Origin of the sequence: Saccharopolyspora rhizosphaerae, assembly GCF_003931915.1 — a bacterium.
In the GTDB taxonomy this organism is placed as follows: Bacteria; Actinomycetota; Actinomycetes; order Mycobacteriales; family Pseudonocardiaceae; genus Saccharopolyspora; species Saccharopolyspora rhizosphaerae.
Window position 1 is genome coordinate 525062 of record NZ_RSAA01000007.1, and the last position, 14399, is coordinate 539460.

At 69.8% G+C, this 14399-nt stretch carries 11 protein-coding genes; 3 read left to right on the plus strand and 8 right to left on the minus strand.

Annotation, left to right across the window (positions count from 1 at the left end; translation table 11 throughout):
• Positions 1 to 334 precede the first annotated feature (334 nt).
• The 7 genes from EIL87_RS09045 to EIL87_RS09075 form a co-directional block, all read right to left on the minus strand.
• Positions 335 to 2515: a hypothetical protein gene (locus tag EIL87_RS09045; RefSeq protein ID WP_125089710.1), complete on the minus strand. Its 2181-nt coding sequence runs from the start codon at positions 2513 to 2515 to the stop codon at positions 335 to 337.
• 40 nt (positions 2516 to 2555) lie between these two features.
• Positions 2556 to 3179, minus strand: coding sequence for a DUF4232 domain-containing protein (locus EIL87_RS09050; RefSeq protein ID WP_158628612.1), 624 nt, complete (start codon positions 3177 to 3179; stop codon positions 2556 to 2558).
• A 995-nt stretch (positions 3180 to 4174) separates the two neighbouring features.
• On the minus strand, positions 4175 to 5446 hold the full coding sequence (locus EIL87_RS09055; RefSeq protein WP_233576112.1) for a pyruvate dehydrogenase complex dihydrolipoamide acetyltransferase: 1272 nt from the start codon (positions 5444 to 5446) through the stop codon (positions 4175 to 4177).
• A 25-nt stretch (positions 5447 to 5471) separates the two neighbouring features.
• A complete protein-coding gene (locus EIL87_RS09060) occupies positions 5472 to 6458 on the minus strand; it encodes an alpha-ketoacid dehydrogenase subunit beta (RefSeq protein WP_407690523.1) in 987 nt (328 codons plus the stop codon).
• Between the two features lie 147 nt (positions 6459 to 6605).
• Positions 6606 to 7718 (minus strand): pyruvate dehydrogenase (acetyl-transferring) E1 component subunit alpha, encoded by a 1113-nt coding sequence (gene pdhA, locus EIL87_RS09065; protein ID WP_125089713.1) that lies wholly within the window; start codon positions 7716 to 7718, stop codon positions 6606 to 6608.
• An 87-nt stretch (positions 7719 to 7805) separates the two neighbouring features.
• On the minus strand, positions 7806 to 9266 hold the full coding sequence (lpdA, locus tag EIL87_RS09070; RefSeq protein ID WP_125089714.1) for a dihydrolipoyl dehydrogenase: 1461 nt from the start codon (positions 9264 to 9266) through the stop codon (positions 7806 to 7808).
• Between the two features lie 755 nt (positions 9267 to 10021).
• Positions 10022 to 11230, minus strand: a complete 1209-nt coding sequence (locus EIL87_RS09075; protein WP_125089715.1) for a PucR family transcriptional regulator — start codon at positions 11228 to 11230, stop codon at positions 10022 to 10024.
• A 307-nt stretch (positions 11231 to 11537) separates the two neighbouring features.
• On the opposite strand from EIL87_RS09075, the gene EIL87_RS26790 reads away from it, so the two are divergent.
• The gene (locus tag EIL87_RS26790; RefSeq protein WP_158628613.1) at positions 11538 to 11693 is read left to right on the plus strand and encodes a hypothetical protein; all 156 of its coding nucleotides are present in this window, start codon (positions 11538 to 11540) and stop codon (positions 11691 to 11693) included.
• Between the two features lie 175 nt (positions 11694 to 11868).
• Here the strand turns inward: EIL87_RS26790 and ligD are convergent, their stop codons facing one another.
• A complete protein-coding gene (gene ligD / locus EIL87_RS09080; RefSeq protein ID WP_125089716.1) occupies positions 11869 to 12864 on the minus strand; it encodes a non-homologous end-joining DNA ligase in 996 nt (331 codons plus the stop codon).
• A gap of 155 nt (positions 12865 to 13019) precedes the next feature.
• On the opposite strand from ligD, the gene EIL87_RS09085 reads away from it, so the two are divergent.
• Both EIL87_RS09085 and EIL87_RS09090 read left to right on the plus strand, forming a co-directional pair.
• Complete coding sequence (locus tag EIL87_RS09085; RefSeq protein ID WP_125089717.1) at positions 13020 to 13766, plus strand: DsbA family protein; 747 nt, start codon at positions 13020 to 13022, stop codon at positions 13764 to 13766.
• Positions 13763 to 14392, plus strand: coding sequence for a vitamin K epoxide reductase family protein (locus EIL87_RS09090; protein WP_125089718.1), 630 nt, complete (start codon positions 13763 to 13765; stop codon positions 14390 to 14392). The genes EIL87_RS09085 and EIL87_RS09090 overlap by 4 nt, the downstream gene beginning before the upstream one ends.
• Positions 14393 to 14399 lie beyond the last annotated feature (7 nt).

Sequence of the window (14399 nt, forward strand, 5' to 3'; positions counted from 1 at the left end):
CACCGCGACCACCTCGCACACGAGAAGAGCCCCCACAGCGTTCAAAATCCTCGCGAAATTCGGGGCGGGACTCACCCTTCGAACTTCTCGCGAAGTTCGAGGGCGGGGCTCTCCCGTCGAACCTCGCGCGAAGTTCGACGGGAGGTGGTGTCGGCGTCCCGAGTTGGCGTCGGCGTGTTGGGGTGACGTGCGGAGTGTCGAGCGTGCGCGTCTCGGCGCGACGTGGACACGCCGAGACGCGCGCTCGGTTCTCGCCCTCCGGTGCGTCACCCGGGATTGTCGCGCCAGAGGTCCGCCCGCCAAGGTCGCGAGGTTGCGCGCGACTTGGTCGGGGTCAGGCCTTGAGGGAGTCGACGAGGTCGGTCCACGGCTCCCACGGCGCTCCGGGTTCGGGTCGGGTGGCCGTGACCATGTCACCGTCGTGCCCGACCGCGAAGAGGGTGCAGGCGCCGTCCGGGCGGCTGATCGCGACCGGATCCCCCGCAAGCTCACCGCCGAGGTCGGTCCAGGCCGTCCAGCCGCCGTGGGCCGACTGCTGCTCGGCGGTGTGGATCGAGCCGGTGGTGTCGCGGACGAACACCTCGAGGCGCCCGTCGGGGGTGAGCCCGATGGCCGGAGTCCCGGCGAAATCACCGCCCAAGCCGGACCAGGCGCCGCCGTCCTCGGGCCGCTCGAGGCTGTAGAGCTGCTCGTCGTCGCCGACCGCGAACAGCACCGTCACACCGTTCGCGAGGGTGACCACCACCGGGTCGCCGGCCATGCTGCCGCCGAGGCTCTTCCACTCCGACCAGCCCGCGCCCGCGGTGCCGTGCGTGGACATCACGACCTCGCGCTGGGCGTTGCGGGCGAACACGGACACGGTCCCGCCCCGGCCGAGCGCCACCGCCGGACGGCCGACCAGGTCACCGCCGTGGTCGTCCCAGTCGGTCCAGTGGCCACCGCGACCCGCCTGCGCAGCCGTGTGCAGCGTGCCGTCCTTGCCAACGGCGAACAGCGCGAGGGCGCCGTCCGGCCGCAGCACCGCCACCGGGTCCTCGGCGATCTGACCGCGCAGACCGATCCACGGGCCCCACTTGGCACCGTGCTGCGGGCACGAGGACGTGATCACCTCTCCGTTGCGGTCGCGGACGAACACCGCCATGCCACCGGACGGTTCACGCACCACGACCGGACGCCCCGCCGGCTCGCCACCGATGCCCAGCCAGCCGACCCAGTCCCCACCGGGCGCGACCTGCCAGGCGGTGACGACCTCACCCGAGGTCGACGTCGCGAACGCCGACAGCGCCCCATCGCGCCCGGGCAGGATCCCGGTCCCGTACACCGTCGGCACCACCGGCTCCGGCGCGGGCGGCGGCGTAGGAGCGGGCGGCTGCTGCGGTGGTGCCGGAGGCCGTCCTTGGTGCGGCGGCTGGGGCGGAGCCGAGGGCTGCTGAGGCGGCGCTGGCGGCTGTCCCTGGCCCGGAGGAGCCGGAGCCGGCGGCTGCGGCGGCTGGCCCTGCTGCGGCGGTTGCGGCGGGCCGGGCGGAGGCGGGACCGGGGCAGGAGGGGCTTCTTCAGCGGCCACCGCGCGCGAGGTCCAGTCGAGGAGCTTCGTCGCGTCACCTTCCCGCTCGTGGTACTTGCCCCTGAGGTCCCGCTGCGGTCGCTGCACGTCCGCTGCGACCTGGCCAGCGTTGTACTGCGGATCCTCCCGATCCACGACGACGGCGCGCTCGAAGTACTCCTGGCTCGCGTGCCTGACGTCCATGCATTGCTCGACCGATCCCCAACCTTGGGACGGACGCTGCTGGAACACCCCGACCGAATCGCGGTCGCCGTGGTTGAGGTTGCGCATCTGCGTCTCGACGAGGCCGGTCTCGAAGGCGGAAAGCATGACCTTCGGCGAGACACGCATGTCCCGACCAACCCGGAAGATGGTCTTGCAGACCTCCGGGTCCCACGGCATGTTCCCGAACGGCCACGGCGGCGCCGCCTGGGGCGGCTGGCCCTGCGGTGGCTGAGGCTGCGGCGGTTGCCCCTGGGGCGGCTGGGGTGGTTGGCCCTGCGACGGCTGAGGCTGAGGCGAAGGTGGCGGCGGTGGTGCTTGTTGGGCCGCACCGGTCAGGCTCGGGAGGTTCCACGGCCGCCGGTCGTCACACGCCGGTGAGTCCATCACCGAGATGTGGAAGTGCTGGGTGTGCGGGTTGCTGCCGTGGTACTTGGTCCACTGCCAAGGGCTCTGCCCCGGACGGCTGTCCATGATCAGGCCGTTGGCGATCACGTACTTGATCCGCGGGTCGCGGCTGGCCGCGAGCTCGTCGGTGATCCGATCGATGTCGACACCGTTCTGCGGGTCGTGCGTGATGTCCATCGCGGTCACGATGCCCGGTCCGTACCACGGGTTGTGGTCGCTGTCGCGGGACTGGTGCGACCCGTCGCCGATGGTGCCGTCACTGGCCTTGTTCCGCTGCGGGAACGCCGCGTCGAACTGCGCGCGCAGCGTCTCGAGGCTCCCTGCCAGTCTCCAGTTGGCCATGTCTTCCCCCTAGTTCCGTCAGGTCAGGCGCGGATCGGTGTCAGTTCGCGAAGAGACGACCGTGTTCGAGTTGCGGACCGCCGCACACGACGCCCAGGTTCCAGTCCAGGACGATCGGTTCCGCGTTCTGCGGCGGGTAGATCGAGATCTTGGCCGGGTCGACGCAGTCCCCGGTCTGGTACTTCCAGAAGAGGTCCTGCGCGGCCCCATCCCGCGTGCCCAGCGAGAGGGTGGAGGCCGAGGGGCCCGCGGGGTTCTCGACGAGCTCGACCGGCAATGCCTCGCCGTGGACACCGGTGAACTCGACCCGGGCGTGACCGGCCAGGGTGCACGTGCGGCCGCTGACGTTCGCCAGCCTCAGCATGGTGTGCGACTGCCCGTCCGGCTGCGACGGATCACCGATCAACGCCGTTTCGACATCCGGGTAGAAGCGCGCCCGCAGTTCGTCCGAGCGGCACGCGCTCCCGGACGGCTCGTCGTACCTGTCCGGAGTGGACTCCGAGTCTTCCCCCGCCCTGCTCGTCGCCTCCTGCGGCGCCGGTTGGGTCACCGTCACCGTCGCCGGTGGTTGGTGTGCTCGCGGTGCCTGCTGTCCGCAGGCCATGGTGCTCGCCGCGGCCGCGACGAGCAGCACCCCCAGGCGCTTTCGCCCGCTCTGCACCATCTTCTTCCCCCTTGAACTGTCAGCTCGGCTTCTCAGCCGCCCCAGACGGTGCTGAAGGCGGTCGCGTCGACGAGACCTCCGCGGCACACGGCGTCGCGGCCCCGACCGACTTGATCGTCTTGTCATCGCCGGGCGGGGTGAACTGGAGCGTCTCCGGCTCCACGCACGGCGACCGGCAGATGTCTCACGTCAGGTCCAACCCGGCCCTCTGGCTCTGCTGGTGGTGATCGTCGGCGAGTTGGCCTGCAGACGGTTGAGCTTGGTGCCGAACAGGCCCTCGTGATCCACCGTTGCAGGCCACCGTCACCCCGGGTTCTGGCCGGCCGACCACCGGTGTTGGTGCCCTTCACCACCACGTGCGAGCCGCTGGCCTGCGGGGAGTTCGGCTCCGCTGCAGCTGGAGCTCACCGGCAGCGCACGCGAGACCGGCCTCGGCGTCAGGCTCTTCGGACCTCGAAGTCGTTCCCGGCGCGTCTGGAGTGGACTCCGAGTTCTCCCCCGCCCTGCTCGTCGCCTCCTGCGGTGCGGGTTGGGGCCCGTCACCGTCACCGGTGGTTGTCGTGCTCGCGCTGCCTGCTGAGCGCAGGACGCCGTCACCGCCGTGGCCGCGACGACGAGCGCGGCCGGGCTCTTCCCCCTGTGCAGCAACACTTCGTGCCTTGTCCTCCCAGTTGCGCTCGGCCTCGGAAGGCCGGAATCCGGGCCGGGAGTTTTCCAAGCACCTGCGCCCTCTCGCGGCCGAACGAGCGAAAAGATCAGGTAGATCACTGGATCGGCGGAGCCGGAAGCATTCGGTGATCGGCGAGGTAACCCGATCGGCGGTTGCTCGGGTGCGGAGCCGGTTGTCACTCGCGCGCGTGTTGTCGCTCAGACGCGGGGTGTCCCGGTGTGCACGAGCGGCCGTTGCCGACACCCCCAGAGGTCGGCAACGGCCGCTCGAAAAGACCGGAGGCCCGGGGGAGAACACCCCCGGGCCCACGGTGATGGAGAAGCGATCAGGCGATGATGCGGATCGGGTCCTCCAGCAGCGAGGTGAACTGCTGCAGGAACGCCGCGCCGACCGCACCGTCGACGGCGCGGTGGTCGGCCGAGAGCGTCACCCGCAGGATCTTGCGGGCCACGAACTCGCCGTCGCGGACCTGGACCTCGTCGCGGGCGGCACCGACCGCCAGGATCGCCGCCTCCGGCGGGTTGATCACCGCGCTGAACTGCTCGATGCCGAACATGCCCAGGTTCGAGATCGAGAAGGTGCCACCGGACATCTCGTCCAGCTTCAGCTTGCCCTCACGCGCGCGTCCGGCCAGCTCGCGGCTCTCGGCGGCGATCTCCGAGACGCTCTTGCGGTCCGCGTCCTTGACGACCGGGACCACGAGACCGCCCTCGATCGCCACCGCGACACCGAGGTTGATGCGCTTGTGCTGCAGCATCTTGTCGCCGGCGAAGGAGACGTTGACCCCCGGGTTGGTACGCAGCGACGTCGCCACCGCCTTGACGATCAGGTCGTTGACGCTGACCTTCGGGCCGTCGGCTGCCTGCAACCGCTCGTTGAGGCCGGCCCGGAACTCCAGCAGGTCGGTGACGTCGATCGCGCTGGTCAGGTAGAAGTGCGGCGCGTTCTGCTTGCTCTCCGTCAGGCGCTTGGCGGTCACCTTCCGGATGTTGGACAGCGGGATCTCCTCGACGTCGTCGCTCGCGACCGCAGGAGCGCTGTCCGCAGCAGCAGGCGCTGCCGGCGCCGGAGCGGACTCGGCCGGAGCCGCCACGGCCGCGGCCTCGATGTCGGCGCGGATGATCCGCCCACCGGGCCCGGTCCCCTGCACCGTGCTCAGGTCGACGCCCTTCTCCTTGGCGACGGCCTTGGCCAACGGCGACGCCTTCGGCTTCGCACCCCCGGACCGGGACGCGCCCGCGGCGGCCGGTGCGGGCTCAACAGCCGCGTCCTCCTCCGCCGGCGCGGGAGCGGACTCCGCGGCGGGGGCTTCCGCCGGTGCGGCCGGAGCCGGAGCGGAGGCCACCTCGGCCGCGGCACCGGAACCGTCGCCCAACACCGCGATCGGGGTGCCGATCGGCACCGTCGCACCGGCCTCGACCAGGATCTTCTCCAAGACCCCGTCGTCGTAGGCCTCCAACTCCATGAGCGCCTTGTCGGTCTCGATCTCGGCCACCACGTCGCCGCGCGCGACCGCGTCACCGACCTGCTTGTGCCAGTTCGCGATCACACCCTCCTCCATGGTGTCGGAGAGCCTCGGCATCTGAATGTCAGTCATCGTCTTCCTCAGGTGAGCACGGGACTCAGCGGCGGCGGCCCACCGCGTCCAGGGTCTGGTGAACGGCGGTCGTCAACGACTCCGCGGACGGCAATGCGGCACGCTCCAGCGGTTTGGCGTAGGGCAGCGGCACCTCGGCCGCCGCGACCCGCCGCACAGGGGCGTCGAGGTAGTCGAAGGCACCGTCGGAGATCGAGGCGGCGATCTCCGCACCGATGCCGTAGGTCAGCCAGTCGTCCTCGGCGACGACCGCGCAGCCGGTCTTGCGCACCGACTGCACGACGGTGTCGCGGTCCAGCGGGCGCAGGCTGCGCAGGTCGACGACCTCGGCGTTGATGCCCTGCTCGTCGTGCAGCTTCACGGCGACCTGCTGGGCGACGGTGGCCATCCTCGAGTACCCGATGATGGTGATGTCGGTGCCTTCGCGGGTCACCTTCGCCTTGCCGATCTCGGCGGGCTCGACGACGTCCGGGACCTCGCCCTTGGTGTTGTAGAGCGCGAGGTTCTCCAGGAAGAGGACCGGGTCGTCGTCGCGGATCGAGGCGAGCAGCAGCGCCTTGGCGTCGGCGGGCGTGCTCGGCGCGACGACCTTCAGGCCGGGCACGAACGCGTAGTACAGCTCGATGTTCTGCGAGTGGGTGGCACCCAGCTGCTGACCACCGCCGCCGGGGGTGCGCAGCACCATCGGAACGCTGCTCTGGCCGCCGAACATGCCGTAGATCTTGGCGGCGTGGTTGACGATCTGGTCCAGCGCGATCAGCGAGAAGTTGATCGTCATCAGCTCGACCACCGGGCGCAGGCCCAGCATCGCGGCGCCGACCGCCGCACCGACGAAGCCCTCTTCGGCGATCGGGGTGTCGCGCACGCGCTTCTCGCCGAACTCCTGCAGCAGGCCGGCGGTGATCTTGTAGGAGCCTTCGAAGACTCCGATCTCCTCGCCGATGAGGAACACGTCCTCATCGCGCCGCATCTCCTCCTGGAGGGTGTCGTGCAGCGCTTGGCGATAGGTCATGAGTGCCAAGGGGGTTTCTCCTGACAGCGTGGAACAGCGGCCGGGACCGGAACTCCTCGTGCAGCGTCGAGGAGTTCCGGTCACCGGGTTGCGATACGTGTGGCGGGGTGTCGCAAAGACCGCAAGGGGACGTGGAGGTGTGGACCGTCAGTTGTGGACGAACAGCGGGTCCGCCGGAAGCCGGCGCGAGTCGTTGGCGACCGGCGTGGCGTAGGTGTAGTCGAAGAGCGTCTCGACGTCCGGGTGCGGGCTGTCGTCGGCGAAGGCCACGGCGGCGTCTGCCTCGGCCTGCGCCTTGGTCTCGATCTCAGCCGCAGCGTCCTCGTCGAGGATCCCGGCCTTGATCAGCTCCGCTCGGAAGGTCGCGACGGGGTCGGCCTGCTTGGCCTTCTCCAGCGATTCCTGGCTGCGGTACTTGCCCGGGTCGACCACCGAGTGGCCCTTGAGCCGCTCGCTGACCAGCTCCAGCAGTGCCGGGCGACCCGTCTCGCGGGCCTGCTCGACCAGCCGGGACGCGGCGTCGCGGACGGCGAGGACGTCGTTGCCGTCCACCCGCTCGCCGTGCATCCGGTAGGCCGCGGCGCGCTTGTGCAGCTCCGACTCCGCCGAGGACTTGTCGACGGTGGTGCCCATGCCGAGCTGGTTGTTGACCACCACGAAGATCACCGGCAGGTTCCACAGCGCGGCGATGTTCAACGCCTCGTGGAAGGCGCCGATGTTGGTGGTGCCGTCGCCCATCTGGCACATGACGACCTGGTCGCCGTTGCGGTAGTCGATGGCCAGCGCCGCACCGGTGGCCAGCGGGATCTGCCCGCCGACGATGCCGTAGCCGCCGAGCAGACCGGCCTCGACGTCGAACATGTGCATCGAGCCGCCCCAGCCCTTGGAGGTGCCGGTGGTGCGGCCGTAGAGCTCGGCCATCACGCGGCCGGGCTCGATGCCCTTGGCGATGGCGTAGCCGTGCTCGCGGTAGTTGGTGAACAGCAGGTCGGTCTTGCGCAGCGAGCGCATCAAGCCCACCACCGTGGCCTCTTCACCGAGGTTGAGGTGGCAGTACCCGCCGATCTTCGCCTGCGTGTAGCCCTGCGCCGCGCGCTCCTCGAAGCGCCGGATCAGGGTCATCTCGTAGAAGTAGTCGCGCAGCAGCTCGGGCGATTCGCCCGAGAAGCGGCCGCGCTCAGCCCGCGCCGAGGCGCCGCGCCGCGTCTTGGTCGCGCTGGTGCGCGTGGACGGCTTGCTGCGGGTGGCGGTCTGTGCCATCGCGGATCCCCTTTTCTCCGGACCTGGTTCTCAGGCAGGTCGTGCGTGGCGGTGCGGGCCTGCAGCACCACGCGAAGTCACGTGTCTCTAGCGCTTCTTCGGCGGTGCGACGTGGACCGGCAGGCCGAGCGCGTTCATCGCGGCCTCCATGCCGACCTCGCCGAGGGTCGGGTGCGCGTGGATGGTCTCGGCGAGCTCGTCGAGGGTCGCCTCCAGCGACATGGCCAGCGCGCCTTCGGTGATCAGGTCGCTGGCGGCGTGCCCGATGATGTGCACGCCCAGGACCTCGCCGTACTTCTTACCGGCGACGATCTTCATGAAGCCCTCGGTGTCGCCGTAGCTCTGGGCACGGCCCAGCGCGGCGAACGGGAACTTGGCGGCGATGACCTCGTGACCGGCTTCCTCCGCCTGCGCCTCGGTCAGGCCGACGGAAGCGACCTCGGGGTGGGTGAAGGTCGCGGCCGGGATGACGTCGTAGTCGATCGCGGCGTGGTGTCCGGCGATGCTCTCGGCGGCGACGACGCCCTGGTGCGAGGCGACGTGCGCGAGCAGCGCCTTGCCGGTCACGTCACCGATGGCGTAGACGTGCTCGACGTTGGTGCGCAGCTGCTCGTCGACGGTGATGAACCCGCGCTCGCTGGTGGCGACACCGGCCTTGTCGAGGTCGAGGTGGGCGGTGTTGGGCTTGCGGCCCACACCGACCAGCACGTAGTCGGCGTCGACCTGCTGCGGCTTGGCACCGTCCACTGTGACCTGCAGGCCGTCTTCGCCCTGGTCGACGCGGGAGACGGTGGCTTCGGTGAGGACCTTGATGCCGCGCTTGGAGAACGAGCGGCCCAGCGCCTTGCCGACCTCCGCGTCCTCGGCCGGGACGAGGGTCTTCTGCATCTCGATGATGCTGACCTCGCTGCCCAGGGTGTTGAACAGCGTGGCCCACTCGGCGCCGACCGCGCTGCCGCCGATGATGGCGATGCGCTTCGGGACCTCGGTGAGGCCGAAGGCGCCGTCGGAGGTGATCACGCCGGGAAGGTCCGCGCCGGGCAGCGGCAGCTGCACGGGGACCGAGCCGGTCGCGATGATGACGTCGGTGGCCTTGACCTGCTCGACCGGGTTCGCACCGGTCGGCTCGGCGGCGTAGGTGGGGCCGTCGGCGCCCAGCGGGGACTCACCGGTGGCGAAGACGTCCACCGTGGTCGGGCCGGTGAAGCGCGCGTGGCCGTTGATGACCGTCACGCCGTTGCCCTTGAGCAGGCCCGCGACGCCGTCGGTCAGGCCCTTGACGACGCTGGCCTTGCGCCGGGTGATCGCGTCGTAGTCGACGCTGACGCCCTCGACGTTCACGCCGAAATCAGCGGCGTGCAGCACGGTTTCGTAGACCTCGGCGGACCGCAGCATGGCCTTGGTCGGGATGCAGCCCCAGTTCAGGCACACACCCCCGGGCCGCTCCTTCTCCACCACGGCTACCGACAGGCCGCGCTGCGCGGCTCGGATCGCGGCGACGTAGCCACCGGGGCCGCCGCCCACCACCAGAAGGTCGAACTCCTGCACTTCGCTGTGCTCCTTAGAAACGCACGCGCCGGTTGTCGACGACCCGAGTTCACGGCGGGTCATCCTGACTCAGAGTGTCGTGAGCACGACCACTTCCGCGCCATGCCCAGCCGCCCAGACTTCGAGACGGCCAACTGTGCACTCCGCACAGCGCCTGCCCCAGCAGGGACGACACGTGACCCTCTGATGACACATCGGAGCAGCGATCCGCGTCACAAACGGAACGACTTCAGGCACGAAACCCCAGCGCCTGCGGTTACGCCCTCCACCTGCGAAAAGATCCCGGAATTTTCCAACTATGCCCACTGCACAATCACGACCCTCCCTCGGTGTGCGCACAGCGGAGCGCTCCGGGAAACGCGCAGAGCTCGGCCCCGACCACGCCCCTGGAACGTCGCAGCAGCCGGTGGAGGAGGGAATCAAGCGTGGAGACGGGGCAGCCAGGAAGCAGGCGTGGAACGACCTGGAGTGCGTGAGGGGAGCTGACCACGTCGGTCAGCTCCCCTCACGCCTCCCGTCCAGCCCTGGCTGGACGGGCTCGGTCACGCGGTGGTCGACTCGGCGTCCGCTGGGGCGGGGGTCGGCTCCTCGGGCTTCTTCCTCCAGGTCTGCCAGGCTCCGAGTCCGCAGCCCGCGCTGAGCACCGAGAGCAGGACGACTCCAACGCCCCCCGTTCTGTCTGCACTTGATGTTCTTCCACACCAGGACCATCAGAACGGCGGGCACGTTTTCGTCGAATCCTTCACGTCCGCACCTCAGCGGTCTCGGTTGTTCTTGAGGTCGAGGGCGGAGAGGGCGAGGGACAGGGAGACGTAGGCGGTGCGGCCGTGGAGGGGTTGGCCGATGAGGGTGGTGATCCTGTGGAGGCGGTTGAGGACGGTGTTGCGGTGGCAGTGCAGGCGGACCGCGGCGTTGGCGGTGGAGCAGTTCTCCTCCAGCCAGGCGGTGAGGGTGTCCAGGAGCATGTCGCGCTCCTTCACCGGCAGGGCCAACACCGGACCGAGCTGCGTCTCCAGCAGGCGCTGCGCCAGGTCCGGGGATTGGACGAGCAGGGCCTGCGGGAAGCGTTCCTCCAGAGTGACCAGCTCGACGGCGCCGTGCGGCGAGGTGTCCAGCGTGGTGAGGGCGAGCTGGTGGGCGAGGCCGACCTCGGCGAGCCCCTGCACCTCCGGTGAGACCGCGACGCGGGCGCGCGCCAGCGGGCGCAAGGCGCCCAGCGCCCTGTCGGCGGGGTGCTGCTCCAAGGCGATCAGGCCGACGAGGGAGTCCGCGCGGACCTGCCAGACCGAGCGGAAGTGCAACGCCGCCAAGGCTTCCGAGTGACCGCGCAGCGCGAAACCGCCGTCGTCGGTCATCTCCGCGACCACCACCAGGTAGGAGCCGCCGGTGGGCAGGTCGAGCTCCTTCGCGGTCCGCTGGGCGAAGGCGACGTCGCGGGCGCGGCCGGCCAGCAGGTCCTCCACCAGGGCGTGCCGCCGCTGGTCGTCGCGCCGAAGCCGTTCCAGCTCGGTGTTGCGGTAGAAGGTCGACAGCGTCGAGGACAGGCCGTCGATGACCCGCCAGATCGAGGTGGCCACACCCAGCACCGCGTCCGGGTCGGCGCCGTCCCGGTGCGCCTGGTCGACCAGCGCCTCCCACACCACGCGCCCGCCGAGCCGGAACGTCCGCAGCATGACCTCCAGCGGCACGCCCTGCTCGGCGCGGCGGCGACCGATGGCGGCCGCGACGTCGTCGTCGCGGTCCGAGATGTCGACCTCGCCGCTGAGGATCTGCAGGATCCGCTCCAAGTACTGGCGGCAGCCCTCCCAGAGGTCCTCCCGGGGCACCGGCCGGTAGTCGGTCCACTCGGGGTTGTCGGTGAAGATCGCGGACATCAGGCGCTCGGTGAGCGCCGGGACGTCGTCCAGCCCGGCTTTGGCCAGCGCGTGCGTCACGTTGGGGAGATCGGCAGGATCGGCTACCACGTCCGGCAACGATACCGGTCAGAGCGACGCCGCGAGGTCGCGAGCACGGATTCCACCGCCACGCCGCAGCCGGACGACCCCACGCCGGAGGGTGATCGCACGATCACCCACAGCGATCTGCGCTCGATCTTGAGCGGGGCGAAACGCGTTCCCCGCCAGGATGTTCCGCATCACGCCAGCAATTTGTGACGGCGTGGCTAACGCCGCCCGCGCCTGCGGCGACACCTGTTGTGGGATGCAACTTCCGGCGCCCCTCGTGAACCCCGACTCCACCACCACAGCGCGACTTTCCAGGGAGAGCAGCACCATGCAGAGCAACAGCCGCACGGTCGTCTCGTCGGTTGTAGGGACGGTTTCGATGGTCGTGCTGACCGTTCTGCTCGCGGTGACCAATCCCCCGACCGATACGAGCCAACCGATCCACCCCGCAGCCAACCAGGCCCCGGTCCTGGCCGAGCGGTAGTTCTGCGGAACGGCTTCGCGGGCGGCGTAGGCCTTGTCCTCAGGTGTGGTCTCAGCTCTGCCGCAGGTTCGGAGCGTCCAGCACGCCTCGGCCGACGAGAAGTGCTCGAGGAGCGGCGCACGGACCGCCCAGGTCTGCCACCAGCCGCCCCGCGGAGCGGTTCGTGGAAGAGCGCTCAACCCTCGCGGCGGACTTCTTCGGCTGACTTGTCGTTGCGCAGGCCGGAAAAACGGGGGTGCCGGAGCTTTCCGTCCTCGGTCCACTCGCTGAAGCCGACCTGGGCGACCAGCTCCGGCTCCGCCCAGTGGACCCCTGGTTCGCGGACCTCGTCGACGAACGGGGACTTCGAGCGGGACCGCTCGTCGAGCTTCGCCCGGAGGTCGCGCAAGGTCCGCTCGTCGTAGCCGGTGCCGACCTTGCCGGCGTAGCGCAGCCCCTCGCGGTCGTAGTAGCCGACGAGCAGTGCGCCGAAGCCGGACCGAGCGCCCTGGGGATCGGTGTACCCGCCGATCACGAACTCCTGGCCGGACACGCACTTGAACTTCAGCCAGTCCCGCCCGCGACCGGACCGGTAGGGCTGGTCGGCCCGCTTGGCGATCAGCCCTTCCCACCCGCGCGCGCAGGCCTCCTCGAGGAACGCCACGCCCTCGCCGTTGCGGTGCCTGCTGAAGCGCAGTGGGTCGGTGAACTCGAAGCACTCCTGCAGCAGCCGCTTGCGGCTCCGCAGCGGCAGACGCGTCAGGTCCACGCCGCCGAAGGCGATCAGGTCGAAGACGTAGTAGTAGACCGGGACCCCGGTGCGGCGCGCGGCGGCGGCGTCAGTGAGGTGGATTCGCTTCTGCAGCTTGGCGAAGCTCGTCTTGTCGCCTTCGAAGGCCACGACCTCGCCGTCGACCACGAACTGCGAAGCTCCCTGGGCGGCCAGGGCGTCCACGACCTCCGGGTAGGCGGGGTCGACGCGCTTGCGGTTGCGCGACCACAGCTGCGGCTCCCGGCCGTCGGCGCCGGCGATGAGCCGCACGCCGTCGAGCTTGCGCTCGTAGATCCAGTTCTCGTCGGAGAACTCGTGGCGGGTGAGCGTGGCCAGCTCGGGCGCGTGCCAGGTCCCGCCCGGCCAGGAGCGCAGCAACGCCTGGGCCTCGTCGTCGAGCAGACCCGCGAGATCGGTCATGCGGGTCAGCATCACCCCTGCCCGGATCACCGACAAGCTGAGAACGCGCTGTGAACGCGCTGTGAGTGCACCCCCGCAGAATTTCTCGACCGGGTGAATGCGCGAGACTTGTCCCGTCGGTTCCCCCTCACGACCGCCGAAGGTGAATGCGCACGATGCCGAAGAACCAGAACCTGGTGACGCAGAAGAGCGGGCTCTCCACCAACATCATCCTGACCATCGTGGTGGTGGTCGTCGCGGTGGTGGTGATCGGTGGCGTGCTGCTGTTCAACCGCGGCGGGGACGGTGGCGGCGACACCGGCGGTTCGCAGCCGGCCGTGGCGGCAGAGGTCTTGCGCAAGCCGGACAGCCACGTGCTCACCGAGGCTCCCGACGGCAAGCTCACCGTGGTCGAGTTCGTCGACTTCCAGTGCCCCGTGTGCCAGAAGTACTACTCGGGGTTCATGAGGAACATCGAGGACGAGTACGCGGGCCGGATCACCTTCATCACGCGCAACTACCCGTTGGAGATGCACCCGCTCTCGCAGCAAGCCGCGCGCGCCGCCGAGGCCGCGGCGTTCCAGGGCAAGTACAAGGAGATGTACCACGCCCTGTTCGACAACTGGGCCCAGTGGGCCGCCGACGGCCAGCAGTACGCCAGCGACGAGGCCAAGGCCAAGGCGCAGTTCGAGCAGTACGCGCAGCAGATCGGGCTGGACGTCAACCGCTTCAAGCAGGACATGGTCTCGCCCAAGGTCCAGGCCAAGATCGACCAGGACGTCGCCGATGGCGGAGCCGCCGGCGTGGGCTCCACGCCGACGATCTTCCTCAACGGCCGCCAGTTCGACCCGGGCAACGTTCAGTCCTACGCCGAGATCGGGCCGAAGCTCCGCGAGCAGCTGGACCAGGAGCTGGCGAAGTGACCACCGCCCACGCCGTCGAAGAGACCGCCGGCCAGGAGCCGCGGGCGTCGGCCCGGCCGCGCGGCCTGGCGTGGTTGTACGTCGTGGGCGGTGCGATCGGGTTCGTCGCCTCGTTCGCGCTGATCGTCGAGAAGGTAGCGAAGCTGGTCAACCCGGACCACGTCCTCTCCTGCAGCCTCAACCCGATCGTCTCCTGCGGGTCGGTGATGGACAGCCCGCAGGCCGCGCTGCTGGGCTTCCCGAACCCGCTCATCGGTGTCGCGGCCTTCCCGGTGGTGGTCGCCAGCGGCGTGGCGCTGCTGGCAGGGTTCCGCCCGCCTCGCTGGTACTGGTGGGGCCTGCAGGTCGGGACGACGCTGGCCGTGGTCTTCATCCACTGGCTGATCGTGCAGAGCCTCTACTCCATCGGCGCGCTGTGCCCCTACTGCATGGTCGTCTGGGCCGTGACGATCCCGCTGTTCTGGTACACGACCCTGCGCAACCTGCGCGAGGGCCACCTCGGCAGCGCAGGCCGTTCGCTCGGATCGGCCCTGGGCACGTTGCACACCGTGGTAGTCGTAGTGTGGTACCTCGTGATCGTCGCGCTCATCCTGCAGCGCTTCTGGGACTACTGGACGAGCCTCTGACCGGCCG

Excerpts from the sequence above, each read along its gene's own strand:
- ligD (WP_125089716.1), bottom strand. The coding sequence starts at position 12,864 with ATGACCGATCTCGCGGGTCTGCTCGACGACGAGGCCCAGGCGTTGCTG.
- EIL87_RS09050 (WP_158628612.1), bottom strand. The coding sequence starts at position 3,179 with ATGGTGCAGAGCGGGCGAAAGCGCCTGGGGGTGCTGCTCGTCGCGGCC.
- EIL87_RS09055 (WP_233576112.1), bottom strand. The coding sequence starts at position 5,446 with ATGACTGACATTCAGATGCCGAGGCTCTCCGACACCATGGAGGAGGGT.
- EIL87_RS09045 (WP_125089710.1), bottom strand. The coding sequence starts at position 2,515 with ATGGCCAACTGGAGACTGGCAGGGAGCCTCGAGACGCTGCGCGCGCAG.
- EIL87_RS09085 (WP_125089717.1), top strand. The coding sequence starts at position 13,020 with ATGCCGAAGAACCAGAACCTGGTGACGCAGAAGAGCGGGCTCTCCACC.
- EIL87_RS26790 (WP_158628613.1), top strand. The coding sequence starts at position 11,538 with ATGCAGAGCAACAGCCGCACGGTCGTCTCGTCGGTTGTAGGGACGGTT.
- EIL87_RS09060 (WP_407690523.1), bottom strand. The coding sequence starts at position 6,458 with ATGACCTATCGCCAAGCGCTGCACGACACCCTCCAGGAGGAGATGCGG.
- pdhA (WP_125089713.1), bottom strand. The coding sequence starts at position 7,718 with ATGGCACAGACCGCCACCCGCAGCAAGCCGTCCACGCGCACCAGCGCG.